11 protein-coding genes are annotated in these 13,183 nt (G+C 70.9%); 10 read left to right on the forward strand and 1 reads right to left on the reverse strand.

All coding sequences use genetic code 11. The annotated features are described in order from the left end of the window. Positions 1-18 precede the first annotated feature (18 nt). The 9 genes from ychF to ACRYR2_RS19700 all read left to right on the forward strand — a co-directional run bounded on the left by ychF (position 19) and on the right by ACRYR2_RS19700 (position 9,157). On the forward strand, positions 19-1,104 hold the full coding sequence (ychF, locus tag ACRYR2_RS19660; RefSeq protein ID WP_432564578.1) for a redox-regulated ATPase YchF: 1,086 nt from the start codon (positions 19-21) through the stop codon (positions 1,102-1,104). 580 nt (positions 1,105-1,684) lie between these two features. Next, entirely contained in the window at positions 1,685-3,322 is a 1,638-nt protein-coding gene (locus ACRYR2_RS19665) for a peptide ABC transporter substrate-binding protein (protein WP_432564617.1), read from the forward strand. 140 nt (positions 3,323-3,462) lie between these two features. Then, positions 3,463-4,389, forward strand: coding sequence for an ABC transporter permease (locus ACRYR2_RS19670; RefSeq protein ID WP_432564579.1), 927 nt, complete (start codon positions 3,463-3,465; stop codon positions 4,387-4,389). Beyond that, positions 4,382-5,344: an ABC transporter permease gene (locus tag ACRYR2_RS19675; protein WP_432564580.1), complete on the forward strand. Its 963-nt coding sequence runs from the start codon at positions 4,382-4,384 to the stop codon at positions 5,342-5,344. Before ACRYR2_RS19670 ends, ACRYR2_RS19675 begins: the two co-directional genes overlap by 8 nt. Then, entirely contained in the window at positions 5,341-7,074 is a 1,734-nt protein-coding gene (locus tag ACRYR2_RS19680; RefSeq protein WP_432564581.1) for a dipeptide ABC transporter ATP-binding protein, read from the forward strand. Before ACRYR2_RS19675 ends, ACRYR2_RS19680 begins: the two co-directional genes overlap by 4 nt. Positions 7,075-7,160: 86 nt before the next feature. Further along, entirely contained in the window at positions 7,161-7,316 is a 156-nt protein-coding gene (locus ACRYR2_RS19685; RefSeq protein ID WP_432564582.1) for a hypothetical protein, read from the forward strand. Positions 7,317-7,464: 148 nt separating this feature from the next. After that, complete coding sequence (locus ACRYR2_RS19690; RefSeq protein WP_432564583.1) at positions 7,465-8,103, forward strand: DUF3105 domain-containing protein; 639 nt, start codon at positions 7,465-7,467, stop codon at positions 8,101-8,103. Beyond that, a complete protein-coding gene (locus ACRYR2_RS19695) occupies positions 8,103-8,756 on the forward strand; it encodes a DUF305 domain-containing protein (RefSeq protein WP_432564584.1) in 654 nt (217 codons plus the stop codon). Before ACRYR2_RS19690 ends, ACRYR2_RS19695 begins: the two co-directional genes overlap by 1 nt. Then, a complete protein-coding gene (locus tag ACRYR2_RS19700) occupies positions 8,753-9,157 on the forward strand; it encodes a (deoxy)nucleoside triphosphate pyrophosphohydrolase (protein ID WP_432564585.1) in 405 nt (134 codons plus the stop codon). Before ACRYR2_RS19695 ends, ACRYR2_RS19700 begins: the two co-directional genes overlap by 4 nt. Before the next feature lie 139 nt (positions 9,158-9,296). Here the strand turns inward: ACRYR2_RS19700 and ACRYR2_RS19705 are convergent, their stop codons facing one another. After that, the gene (locus ACRYR2_RS19705; protein WP_432564586.1) at positions 9,297-11,021 is read right to left on the reverse strand and encodes a BCCT family transporter; all 1,725 of its coding nucleotides are present in this window, start codon (positions 11,019-11,021) and stop codon (positions 9,297-9,299) included. A 227-nt stretch (positions 11,022-11,248) separates the two neighbouring features. On the opposite strand from ACRYR2_RS19705, the gene typA reads away from it, so the two are divergent. Then, positions 11,249-13,141 (forward strand): translational GTPase TypA, encoded by a 1,893-nt coding sequence (gene typA / locus ACRYR2_RS19710; protein ID WP_432564587.1) that lies wholly within the window; start codon positions 11,249-11,251, stop codon positions 13,139-13,141. Positions 13,142-13,183: the final 42 nt, after the last annotated feature.

Below are 13,183 nucleotides of genomic sequence, written 5' to 3' on the forward strand. Positions count from 1 at the left end.
GGGTAAGCTCCCGTACCCGTGGCTCTCACCATCGGCATCGTCGGCCTGCCCAACGTCGGCAAGTCCACGCTCTTCAACGCCCTGACCAAGAACGACGCGCTGGCGGCGAACTACCCGTTCGCCACGATCGAGCCGAACGTCGGGGTGGTGGCACTGCCCGATCCGCGGCTGGACCAGCTCGCCGGGCTGTTCTCGAGCGAGAAGACGGTGCCCGCGACGGTGTCCTTCGTGGACATCGCCGGGATCGTCAAGGGCGCCAGCGAGGGGGAGGGGCTGGGCAACAAGTTCCTGGCCAACATCCGCGAGGCCGACGCCATCTGCCAGGTGACGCGCGCCTTCGCCGACCCCGACGTCGTGCACGTCGCCGGTGCGGTCGACCCGGCCGACGACATCGCCACGGTGCACACCGAGCTCGTCCTGGCCGACATGCAGACCCTCGAGCGCGCGGTCCCGCGGCTGGAGAAGGAGGTCAAGGGCAAGAAGGCCGACCCGGCCGTGCTCAAGGCCGCGCAGGCCGCGCAGGCGGTCCTGGACTCCGGCCGCACCCTGTACGCGGCGACGAAGGCCGACGACGTCGACCTGCCGCTGCTCAAGGAGCTGGGCCTGCTGACGACCAAGCCCTTCCTGTACGTCTTCAACGTCGACGAGACCGTCCTGGGCGACGCGGCGCGGATGGCCGAGCTGCGCGAGCTCGTCGCCCCGGCCGAGGCCGTCTTCCTCGACGCCAAGCTGGAGTCGGAACTGGCCGAGCTGTCGCCCGAGGAGGCCGCCGAGCTGCTGGAGTCGGTCGGGCAGACCGAGTCCGGGCTGGACCAGCTGGCCCGGGTGGGCTTCGACACGCTGGGCCTGCAGACGTACCTGACGGCCGGCCCGAAGGAGTCGCGCGCCTGGACCATCCACCGCGGCTGGACCGCCCCGCAGGCCGCCGGGGTCATCCACACCGACTTCCAGCGCGGGTTCATCAAGGCCGAGGTCGTCTCCTTCGACGACCTGCTGGCCGCCGGGTCGATGGCCGAGGCCAAGGCCGCCGGCAAGGTGCGCATCGAGGGCAAGGAGTACGTCATGGCCGACGGCGACGTCGTGGAGTTCCGCTTCAACGTCTGAGTCGGTCCGCGGCGACCCGGAGCCGCCCGTGCGAAACGTGCGTGGAACACGGCCGACTCCCGCTGGAAACGATCGGGTCTCGATCGGATGACGGGTCGGCCCGGGTGCTGGGCAGATCGGGTGTCCTGCGGGATGCTGCGCAGGCGGTGGGGTCGACGGAGCCCCCACCGCTTCCCGCGTCCGGCCCCGTCCGTGCCCGCTTCCGCGCGAGACCGCAACCACATCGTTACCTGCAGCCGTCGATCCGGGACGCAGGGCTCCTGACCTGGGACGTTGCCCGCCGCGGTGCTCGCCCAGCGTGCGCGCCCGGGTGCGGAGCGCGTCCGCGCGGGGGACACTGGCACGACCCCTGCGCGTGCGGGTGGCCGCCGCTGCCCGCGGGCGTCAGGAATGGCGTTGACCGAGTGTTAACGTGCTTTCCGACCTTTTGGAGTGGACATCCTGCGCGTCAGGAGTCACCACGGCTGGGCAACGTGCCCACACCATGCTCGCGAGGAGGAGTTCCACCTTGAGCAGTTTCGAGAAGGACGACGCCCGGAAGCCCGGTCAGCGGGTCGGCGTCGTCGCCGGCGGCCCCGTCCTGACGCGCCGCAACGGCCTGAAGGGCGCCCTGGGCATCGCCGCCCTGTCGACCCTGGCCGCCTGCGGCAGCGACGACGACGGTGACTCGGGCAACGGCGGCACCGGTGGAGGCACCGGCGGCGACGTCGTCGTCAACGGCACCGAGCCGCAGAACCCGCTGGTCCCGACCAACACCAACGAGGTCGGCGGCGGGCGTCTCCTCGACTCCCTCTGGGCGGGCCTCGTCTACTACCAGGCCGACGGCACCCCCGAGAACGACGTCGCCGAGTCCATCGAGACCACCGACGCGCAGAACTACACCATCAAGATCAAGGCCGGCCAGACGTTCTCGGACGGCACCCCGGTCACCGCGCAGTCCTTCGTCGACGCGTGGAACTACGGCGCCCTGGGCACCAACGCCCAGCTGTCCAGCTACTTCTTCGAGCCGATCGCCGGCTTCGACCAGGTCCAGGCCGACCCGCCGGCCGCGCAGACCATGTCCGGCCTGGCCGTCGTCGACGACACGACCTTCACCGTCGCGCTGGTCCAGCCCGAGTCCGACTTCCCGCTGCGCCTGGGCTACTCGGCCTTCTACCCGCTGCCGGCCAGCGCGTACGACGACATCGCCGCCTACGGCGAGAACCCGATCGGCAACGGCCCGTACAAGCTGTCCGCCGAGGGCGCCTGGCAGCACAACGTCCGGATCGACCTGGTGCCCAACGACACCTACGACGGTCCGCGCAAGGCGCAGAACGACAGCCTGGCGTTCGTCTTCTACGAGACCTACGACGCGGCCTACTCGGACCTGCAGTCGGGCAACCTCGACGTGCTGGACAACATCCCCAGCTCGGCGCTGGCGACCTTCACCGACGACCTCGGTGACCGCGCGGTCAACCAGCCCGCGGCCATCTTCCAGTCGTTCTGCATCCCCGAGACGCTGCCGGGCTTCGGCGGCGAGGAGGGCAAGCTGCGTCGTCAGGCGCTGTCCTACGCGATCAACCGCGACCAGATCTGCGAGGTCGTCTTCAGCGACACCCGCACCCCGGCCAAGGACTTCACCTCCCCGGTCATCGCGGGCTACTCCGAGACGGTCGAGGGCAACGAGGTCCTGTCCTACGACGAGGCCAAGGCCAAGCAGCTGTGGGAGCAGGCCAACGCCATCGCCCCGTGGAACGGCAGCACCTTCACCATCGCCTACAACACCGACGGTGACCACCAGTCCTGGGTCGACGCCGTGACCGCGAGCATCCGCCAGGTCCTGGGCATCCAGGCCGAGGGTGCGCCGTACCCGACCTTCGCCCAGATCCGCACGGAGATCACCAACCGGACGATCACCGGGGCCTTCCGCACCGGCTGGCAGGCCGACTACCCGGGCCTGTACAACTTCCTCGCGCCGCTGTACGCGACGGGGGCGGGCTCCAACGACGGTGACTACTCCAACCCGGAGTTCGACGCCCTGCTGACCCAGGCCGCCGGCACCACCGACCAGGACCAGGCGAACCAGATCCTGCAGCAGGCGCAGACGATCCTGTTCTCCGACCTCCCGGTCATCCCGCTGTGGTACTCCAACGCCAGCGGCGGGTACGGCGAGGCGGCGAGCAACGTCGCCTTCGGCTGGAACAGCGTCCCGCTGTACTACCAGGTCACCAAGTCCTGATGTGACGCATCGGGGGTGGGTCGGAGCACCGGCCCACCCCCGTTCGCGCGTGCGGACCCAGCCGGCCCTCGCGCGGAACCGAGGCAAGAGAACAGGGGCCGGACGGCTACGGAAGGCCGGATCCGGCGAGGAGGCTCGTGATGGGTTGGTACATCGGGCGCCGTCTGCTGCAGATGGTGCCCGTCTTCTTCGGAGCGACGCTCCTCATCTACGCACTGGTGTTCCTGCTGCCCGGTGACCCGATCCTCGCGTTGTTCGGCGACCGGCCGGTGAGCGAGACCGCCTACGCGACGCTGACCGAGCAGTACAACCTCGACGAGCCGTTCATCGTGCAGTACCTGCTCTTCATCAAGGGCATCTTCACCCTGGACTTCGGGACGTCGTTCTCCGGGCAGCCGGTCATCGACCAGATCGGCCGGGCCTTCCCCGTGACGATCCAGCTGGCCCTGGTCGCCCTGACCATCGAGGCGGTGTTCGGCATCGCCTTCGGCTTCATCGCCGGCCTGCGCCGCGGCGGGGTCTTCGACTCCACCGTGCTGTTCGCCAGCCTCGTCGTCATCGGCATCCCGGTGTTCGTGCTCGGCTTCGTGGGCCGGTACCTCGTCGGGGAGAAGTGGGGGATCGTGCGGCCCACGGTCGGCAGCGACCCGGGCCTGACCGACCTGATCCTGCCCGGCGCGGTGCTCGGCGCGCTGTCGTTCGCCTACGTGCTGCGGCTCACGCGCAACTCCGTGGCCGAGGGGCTGTCGGCCGACCACGTGCGGACCGCCACGGCCAAGGGCCTGTCCCGGCCGCGCGTCATGACCGTGCACGTGCTGCGCAACTCCCTCATCCCCGTCGTGACCTTCCTCGGCACCGACCTCGGCGCGCTCATGGGCGGCGCCGTCGTGACCGAGGGCATCTTCAACGTGCCGGGGGTGGGCAACCTGCTGTACCAGTCCGTCGTCCGGCAGGAGGGGCCGACCGTCGTGTCGGTCGTGACGATCCTGGTGCTGGTCTACCTGGTCGCCAACCTCGTCGTCGACCTCCTCTACGCCGTCCTGGACCCGAGGATCCGCTATGTCTGAGAACTCCACGGGCGGTACCGCGGTGCGGCCCGGTCAGGAACACTTCGTCGCCCCGCTGGAGGAGACGCCGCTGGCGGCGGTCGACGCCGTCGACGACAGCGCGCCCTCGGGCGGATTGTTCTCCGACGCCTGGAAGCAGCTGCGCAAGCGGCCGATGTTCATCGTGCCGTGCCTGATCATCCTGCTGATCGCGGTCGTCTCGCTGTTCCCCTCGTGGTTCACCTCGCAGGACCCCCGGTTCGTGGACCTGTCCGTCGCCCTGGACCCGCCCTCGGCCGAGCACCCGCTGGGCGTGACCCGCGCCGGCACCGACGTCTACGCGCGCCTGGTGCACGGCGCCCGCGCCTCGGTCTCGGTCGGCCTGCTCACCACGGCCATCGTCGTGCTCGTCGGCGGCGTCGTCGGCGCCCTGGCCGGCTTCTTCGGCGGCTGGCTGGACGCCCTGCTGTCGCGCGTGGTGGACATCTTCTTCGCGCTGCCGCTCATCCTGGGCGCCATCGTCCTGCTGCAGACCCTCAACGGCCGCAACGTGCTGACCGTGGCCGTCACGCTGGCGCTGTTCGGCTGGCCGCAGGTGGCCCGCATCATGCGCAGCTCCGTGCTGCAGGTCCGCAGCGCCGAGTACGTGACGGCCGCCAAGTCCCTCGGCCTGGGGCGGACGGGCACGCTGGTGCGCCACGTCATCCCCAACGCGATCGGGCCGGTCATCGTCGTGGCCACCATCTCGCTGGGCACGTTCATCGCGGCCGAGGCGACGCTGTCCTTCCTGGGGCTGGGCCTGCCGCCGAACATCGTGTCCTGGGGCGGTGACATCGCCCAGGCCCAGCAGGTCCTGCGCACCGACCCGTGGATCCTGCTGTGGCCGGGTCTGGGGCTGTCGCTGACGGTCCTGTCCTTCCTCATGCTCGGCGACGCCCTGCGCGACGCCCTCGACCCGAAGGGCCGCACCCGATGAGCACGCCCACCAACTCCCCGGTCGACCGGTCCAAGCCGCTGCTGCAGGTCGAGGACCTGCACGTCGACTTCCGCTCCGGCGGTCGCGACGTGCACGCCGTGCGCGGGGCCAGCTTCACCGTCTACCCCGGCCAGACCGTCGCGATCGTCGGCGAGTCCGGCTCGGGCAAGTCCACCTCGGCGATGGCCGTCATCGGGCTGCTGCCCGGGACCGGCAAGGTCGTCGGCGGGCGGGTGCTGTTCGACGGCAAGGACATCGCCCACGCCTCCAAGCGCGAGTACGTCGACCTGCGCGGCAAGCACATCGGCCTGGTCCCGCAGGACCCGATGTCGAACCTGAACCCGGTGTGGAACATCGGCTTCCAGGTCAAGGAGGCCATCGAGGCCAACGGCATCGCCAAGGGCGCGGCGGCCAGGAAGCGGGCCGTCGAGGTCCTCGGGGAGGCCGGGCTCGCGGACGCCGCCCGCCGGTACAAGCAGTACCCGCACGAGTTCTCCGGCGGCATGCGCCAGCGCGCGCTCATCGGCATCGGCCTGGCCTCCCGGCCGCGGCTGCTCATCGCCGACGAGCCGACGTCGGCGCTGGACGTGACGGTGCAGCGCGGGATCCTCGACCACCTGCAGTCGCTCACCGACGACCTGGGCACGGCCGTGCTGCTCATCACGCACGACCTCGGGCTGGCGGCCGAGCGGGCCGAGCACCTCGTGGTCATGTACAAGGGGCAGGTCGTGGAGTCCGGGCCGGCGCTGCAGATCCTGCAGTCCCCGCAGCACCCCTACACCCAGCGGCTCGTCTCGGCCGCCCCCTCGCTGGCCTCGCGGCGCATGCAGTCCGAGCACCGCGCGCAGATCGTGGAGCAGGCCGAGGCGCACGCCGTGCACGCCCACGAGGTCGTCGCCGAGCAGACCCCCGTGGCCCTGCCGGACGCGGTGACCGAGGACGTCATCGAGGTCCGCAACCTGTCCAAGGAGTTCGTCCTGCGCGGCGCCGGCCCGCGCGGGGAGAAGCTGCGCGCCGTCGACGACGTGAGCTTCTCGGTGCGGCGCGGCACGACCCTGGCCGTGGTCGGGGAGTCCGGATCGGGCAAGTCGACGGTGGCGCAGATGGTGCTCAACCTGCTGCCGGCCACCTCGGGGGAGGTGCGCTTCGACGGCGTCGACATCACGACGCTGAACCGGCAGCAGCAGTTCGCCTTCCGCCGCCGGGTGCAGCCGATCTTCCAGAACCCGTACGGCTCGCTGGACCCGAGCTGGAGCATCTTCCGCTCCGTGGAGGAACCGCTGCGGATCCACAAGGTCGGGGACGCCGCCAGCCGCGAGGCGCGGGTGCGCGACCTGCTCGACAAGGTGGCGCTGCCGCAGAGCTCGCTGCGGCGCTACCCCAACGAGCTGTCCGGCGGTCAGCGCCAACGCGTCGCCATCGCCCGTGCGCTGGCCCTGCAGCCCGAGGTCGTCGTGTGCGACGAGGCCGTCTCGGCCCTCGACGTGCTCGTGCAGGGGCAGATCCTGACGCTGCTGAACGACCTGCAGGCCGAACTGGGGCTGACCTACCTGTTCATCACCCACGACCTCGCCGTCGTGCGCGAGATCGCCGACGACGTCGTGGTGATGCAGAAGGGCAAGCTGGTCGAGCACGCCAGCGTCGACGACGTGTTCGACCGGCCGCAGCAGGAGTACACCCGCGCCCTGCTCGAGGCCATCCCCGGCGGCAGCATCCAGCTCGGGGCCTGACCCCCCCTGCGCCGACGTCCGGGGACACGCCCGGACGTCGGCGGGCTGGGCTGCGGCACAGCCGGTGTGCCGGTTACGGTGGTCGAATGCTGATCGCAGTCCTGGTCCTCGCCGTCGCCGTCGGGGTCGCTGTCGTCATCTGGCGCACCAGCCCCCGGCACCGGGTCGCCGTCGTGGCCCGCACCGACCACGGGACGCGGGCGCGCCTGGCGCGCGAGTCCGCCCGCACGCCCCACGAGTGAACCCACCGTGACGCGCCGGTGACCTGTGGTGCAGGTCACCCGCGCGTTCTTGTTGCAGGGTGAACCATCTCGAGGGCTGCGACGTTGCAGACTGGGAGAGATCGCCACCCGCCGTGGCGGTGCGAGACCACGACGGGAAGGACACCCCATGGCCCGGACCACCGACGAACCCTCGAGCGCGGGTGGTGCGCGCTCGGATCGGGCTGCGCGCGTCGCGGCCATGCAGAAGGCCGAACGCGCCCGCGCCGGTCGCCGTCGCGCGGCGCTCATCGCCGTTCCGACCGTCGTCGTGCTGGCCGTCGCCGGCGTCGTGACCGCCGTCTTCGTCAACCGCCCCGAACCGCCGTCGCTGGACGCGGTCACCACGGCCGACTACGAGGCCAGCGTCCACGTCACCGAACCGGTGACGTACGAGGAGACCCCGCCCATGGGCGGGCCGCACTACAGCGTCTGGCTCAACTGCGGGATCTACGACGCCCCCGTGCCGAACGAGAACGCGGTGCACAGCATGGAGCACGGCGCGGTCTGGATCACCTACCGGCCCGACCTGCCCGTCGAGCAGGTCGAGGAGCTCAAGGACGCCGTCAGCGGGCAGACGTACACCGTGCTGTCCCCGTACGAGGGACTGCCCTCGCCGATCGTGCTCTCGGCGTGGAACAACCAGCTCCCCGTCGAGTCCGCCGACGACCCGCGCATCGACGCCTTCCTGTCCAAGTTCGTCCAGGGTGCCCAGACGCCCGAACCCGGCGCGCTGTGCAGCAACGGCGTGGGGACCCCGACCGGCTGATGGCTGCCCTCTCGGCCCGGCGGGTGCTGCTGGGGGCGGTGGCCCTGCTGCTCGCCCTCGTCCTCGGCATCCTCGCCGGCCGCGCCCTGCCCACGGCCCCGGGGGAGAACTCCGTCGACGTCGGGTTCTCCCGCGACATGACCACCCACCACAGCCAGGCCGTCTCGATGGCCTACACGGCGATCCAGAACGCGCCGACCCCCGAGGTGCGCCAGCTCGCCGTCGACATCGCCTCCACCCAGGGCAACCAGATGGGCCGGATGCAGCAGCTGCTCATCTCCTGGGGCCAGCCCCTGTCCGGCGCCGGCACCCCGGTCATGGCCTGGATGGCCGGCACCGACCTGCACGCCCGGCACCTGGTCGAGCAGGAGCAGGAGGGCCGGATCATGCCGGGGATGGCCACGGCCGACGAACTGGCACGGCTGAACTCCGAGACGGGTCAGGTGTTCGAGGTCGACTTCCTGCAGCTGGTGCTGCGCCACCACGTCGGCGGCATCGAGATGGCGCAGTACGGCGCCGAGCACGCCACGACGAGCGAGGTCCGCGACCTGGCCTCGGCCATCGCCTCCAGCCAGCAGGGGGAGTCGGACCTGCTGCGGGACTACCTCGCCGCCCGGGGGGCCGAGCCCCTGCCGGACGAGGTCGCCCCGTGAGGCTGGTGGTGGGGGCGGCGATCGTCGACGACCTGGAGTCCCCGACGCGGCTGCTGGCCGCCCGCCGCAGCGCCCCGGCGGCGCTGGCGGGCAAGTGGGAACTGCCCGGCGGGAAGGTGGAGCCGGGGGAGGCGCCCGTCGAGGCCCTGCACCGCGAACTGCGCGAGGAACTGGGCGTGGCCGTCCGGCTCGGTGCGGAGGTCGTGCACCCCGGCGGCGCCTGGCCGCTGACGCCTGCGTTGGAGATGCGGGTGTGGTGGGCCGTCGTCGTCGAGGGCAGTCCCGAGCCGCTGGAGGACCACGACGAGCTGCGGTGGCTGCCGCGCGGTCGGTGGGGGTCCGTCGACTGGCTGCCCGGTGACGTCGCGCTGGTCGCGGCGATGGAGTCCGGCGCGCGGTAGCGCCGCGCCGCGAGCCCGCACCGCACCCACGCCGCACCGACGTGGGTGCGGCTCTGGGGGCGGCGGCGGACTCCGGAAGGAGCCCGGACGCGAAGACCCCCGGACCGACCGGTCCGGGGGCCTTCGTGCGCAGGGTTCCTCAGCGCGAGGGCTCGGCGCCGGGCGCCGGCGGAGTGGGGGCGATGGCGACCGGGATCGGGCTCTCCCACTCGGTGTCGGCCGCCGTGATGCGCGGGTCGCGGCGATCCCCGTGGCGACGCTTCGGCTGGGTCATCTTCGGGTCGTTCGCCAGGTCCTTGACCAGGGCCACGGCCATCAGCGCCATGATGACCAGGAACGGGGCGGCGGCGATGATCGTGATGTCCTGCAACGCTTCCAGGCCGCCGGCGAAGAACAGCACGATGGCGACCAGGCCCATCAGCCCGCCCCACAGCGCGGTCAGCCACTTCTGCGGCTCGTCGACGCCGTAGGAGCTCAGCGACCCCATGACGATGCTGGAGGCGTCGGCACCGGAGATGAAGAAGATGGCGACGAGCACCACGACGAGGATCGAGGTGAAACCGGCCCACGGGAACTGCTGCAGGAACGTGAACATCTGCGACTCCTGGTCCGCGATCCCCGCGATGTCGGCCCCGCCGGTGCCCTCGACGAACTTGCGCTGTAGGTCGATCGCGGCACCGCCCAGGACGGAGAACCAGATGAGGGAGACCAGCGTCGGGACGAGCATGACGCCGACGACGAACTCGCGGATGGTGCGGCCGCGGGAGATCTTGGCCAGGAACGCGCCGACGAACGGCGTCCAGGAGACCCACCAGGCCCAGTAGAAGAGCGTCCAGGCGCTCAGCCACTCGGTGCCGCCGAACGCGCCGGTGCGGGTCGCCATCTGCGGCAGGGCCGTCAGGTAGTTGCCCGCCGAGGCCGGGATCAGGTTCAGCATGAACACCGTCGGGCCCACGACGAAGAGGAAGAACAGCAGCAGCAGCGCCAGCACCATGTTGGTGTTGGACAGCCACTTGATGCCGCGCTCGATGCCGCTGATCGCCGAGACGACGAAGCAGACGGTCAGGACGGCGATGATGAGCACCTTGACGGTCGTCGAGTTCGCGACGCCGAAGACCTCGGTCAGGCCGCCGTTCATCTGCGCCGCGCCCAGGCCCAGGCTGACGGCCGAGCCGAACAGCGTGGCGAAGATCGCGAAGATGTCGATGACGCGGGCCGCGCCGCGTCCGCGCCGGCCGCGCAGCAGCGGGGCGAAGGCGGCGGAGAACCCGCCGACGCGCTCCTTGCGGTAGCTGGAGTAGGCCAGCGCCAGGCCGACGACGGCGTAGATCGCCCACGGGTGCAGGCCCCAGTGGAACAGCGAGTAGTTCATCGCCTCGCGCGCCGCGGCCTGCGAGCCGGCTCCGGCGTCGTTCTGCGGGACGGTCATGAGGTGCGTCACCGGCTCGGTCACGCCGTAGAACATCAGCCCGATGCCCATGCCGGCGGAGAACATCATCGCGATCCAGGACGCCCGCGAGTGCTCGGGACGGTCCTCGTCGCGACCCAGGCGGATGCGACCGAAGCGGCTGAAGGCCAGGACGAGGGCGAGGACCACGAAGCCGGTCGCGCCGAGCACGAAGGCCCAGCCGAAGTCACCGACGACGACCTCGAGGACGGCGTCCGCGCCGGCCTTCAGCTGGGTGGGCCACACGGCCCCCACGAGGAGGAAGACGACCACGACGCCGGCGGCGATCGCGAAGGTCTGCTTGTCGATCGGGGGACGCTCCACGCGGCCCAGGTCGCGGGCGCTGACGGCGCCCGCCGAAGGGGTGTTCGAAGGACTTGAAGGTGTGCTGGATCCGTGCTCAGGTGGTGCGGACATGTCTCCGAGGGTGGCACGAAATGACTACCCCGGGCCAACTGATGATGGTGCGAAAGCATCATCACGAGGACGTCCTCGCAGGTCAGCGTGGTGATTCGGGGTTCAAGGACCACTCGCGCGGACCGCGTCGGCGCGAGCGCGGATAGACTGTGGTGTCAACCCTCCACGCGACCCGCCCGACGCCCCGCGCCGGCGGTCGAGACTTCCGAGAGCGGATCGAGAACTCCATGCCCTTGAGCACCCGCGCCGACCTGCGCAACGTCGCGATCGTCGCCCACGTCGACCACGGCAAGACCACCCTCGTCGACGCGATGCTCTGGCAGTCCGGCGCCTTCCGGGCCAACGCCGACGTCGCCGACCGCGTCATGGACTCGGGCGACCTCGAACGCGAGAAGGGCATCACGATCCTCGCGAAGAACACCTCGGTCCGGTACGCCGGCCCGGGTGCTCCCGAGGGCGGCATGACGATCAACATCATCGACACCCCCGGCCACGCCGACTTCGGCGGTGAGGTCGAGCGCGGTCTGTCGATGGTCGACGGCGTCGTCCTGCTGGTGGACGCCTCCGAGGGTCCGCTGCCGCAGACCCGCTTCGTGCTGCGCAAGGCCCTGGCCGCGGGCATGCCCGTCGTCATCCTCGTCAACAAGGTCGACCGTCCCGACGCGCGCATCGCCGCGGTCGTGGAGGAGACCTACGACCTGCTGCTCGACCTGGCCGCCGACATCGAGGGCATCGACGCCGACAAGCTGCTCGAGGTGCCCGTCGTGTACGCCTCGGCCAAGAACGGCCGGGCGTCGCTGAACCAGCCCGAGGACGGCGGCCTGCCGGACTCCGAGGACCTCGTGCCGCTGTTCCAGACGATCCTGGACACCATCCCGGCGCCGACGTACGACCCCGAGACCCCGCTGCAGGCGCACGTCACCAACCTCGACGCCTCGCCGTTCCTGGGCCGCCTGGCGCTGCTGCGCGTCTTCTCCGGCGAGCTGGTCAAGGGTCAGCAGGTCGCGTGGTGCAAGCACGACGGCACCGTCCAGCGCGTGAAGATCACCGAGCTGCTGGTCACCGAGGCCGTCACCCGCGTGCCCGGCGAGAAGGCCGGCCCGGGCGACATCGTCGCCGTCGCCGGCATCGAGGACATCACCATCGGCGAGACCCTCGCCGACCCCGAGGACCCGCGGCCGCTGCCGCTGATCACCGTCGACGAGCCGGCGATCTCCATGGTCATCGGCACCAACACCTCCCCGATGGCCGGTCGCGTCAAGGGCGCCAAGGTCACCGCGCGCCTGGTCAAGGACCGTCTCGACTCCGAGCTGGTCGGCAACGTGTCGATCCGCGTGGTGCCGACCGAACGCCCGGACGCGTGGGAGGTGCAGGGCCGCGGTGAGCTGGCGCTGGCCATCCTCGTCGAGCAGATGCGCCGCGAGGGCTACGAGCTGACCGTCGGCAAGCCGCAGGTGGTCACCCGCCGCGACGAGAACGGCAAGCTGCTCGAGCCCTACGAGAACCTGACGATCGACTCCCCCGAGGAGTACCTGGGTGCGATCACCCAGCTGCTCGCCGCCCGCAAGGGCCGCATGGAGACGATGACCAACCACGGCACCGGCTGGGTGCGCATGGAGTTCTACGTCCCCTCCCGCGGGCTCATCGGCTTCCGCACCGAGTTCCTCACCGAGACCCGCGGCACCGGCATCGCGCACACCCTGTTCGCCAAGTACGACCAGTGGGCCGGCGACATCCGCACCCGCGCCTCGGGCTCGCTGGTGGCCGACCGCGCCGGTGCGGCGACGGGCTTCGCCATCGGCAACATCCAGGAGCGCGGCCAGCTCTTCATCGAGCCGACCACCGAGGTGTACGAGGGCATGATCGTCGGGGAGAACTCCCGCGCCGACGACATGGACGTCAACATCACCAAGGAGAAGAAGCTCACCAACATGCGCTCCTCCACCGGTGACGAGCTCGAGCGGCTCGTGCCGGCGAAGAAGCTCTCCCTGGAGCAGGCCCTGGAGTTCTGCCGCGAGGACGAGTGCGTCGAGGTGACCCCGGAGGCCGTGCGCATCCGCAAGGTCGTCCTGGAGGCCAACCAGCGCGCCAAGACGGCCTCGAAGGCCAAGAAGGGCTGACCCGGCCCGTTCCCGCGCGCAGCGCACCTCCCGCCTCCCGGA

It is taken from the genome of Kineococcus deserti, assembly GCF_050871945.1.
Taxonomy (GTDB): domain Bacteria; phylum Actinomycetota; class Actinomycetes; order Actinomycetales; family Kineococcaceae; genus Kineococcus.

Excerpts from the sequence above, each read along its gene's own strand:
- ACRYR2_RS19670 (WP_432564579.1), top strand. The coding sequence starts at position 3,463 with ATGGGTTGGTACATCGGGCGCCGTCTGCTGCAGATGGTGCCCGTCTTC.
- ACRYR2_RS19675 (WP_432564580.1), top strand. The coding sequence starts at position 4,382 with ATGTCTGAGAACTCCACGGGCGGTACCGCGGTGCGGCCCGGTCAGGAA.
- ACRYR2_RS19680 (WP_432564581.1), top strand. The coding sequence starts at position 5,341 with ATGAGCACGCCCACCAACTCCCCGGTCGACCGGTCCAAGCCGCTGCTG.
- ACRYR2_RS19685 (WP_432564582.1), top strand. The coding sequence starts at position 7,161 with ATGCTGATCGCAGTCCTGGTCCTCGCCGTCGCCGTCGGGGTCGCTGTC.
- ACRYR2_RS19690 (WP_432564583.1), top strand. The coding sequence starts at position 7,465 with ATGGCCCGGACCACCGACGAACCCTCGAGCGCGGGTGGTGCGCGCTCG.
- ACRYR2_RS19695 (WP_432564584.1), top strand. The coding sequence starts at position 8,103 with ATGGCTGCCCTCTCGGCCCGGCGGGTGCTGCTGGGGGCGGTGGCCCTG.
- ACRYR2_RS19705 (WP_432564586.1), bottom strand. The coding sequence starts at position 11,021 with ATGTCCGCACCACCTGAGCACGGATCCAGCACACCTTCAAGTCCTTCG.
- typA (WP_432564587.1), top strand. The coding sequence starts at position 11,249 with ATGCCCTTGAGCACCCGCGCCGACCTGCGCAACGTCGCGATCGTCGCC.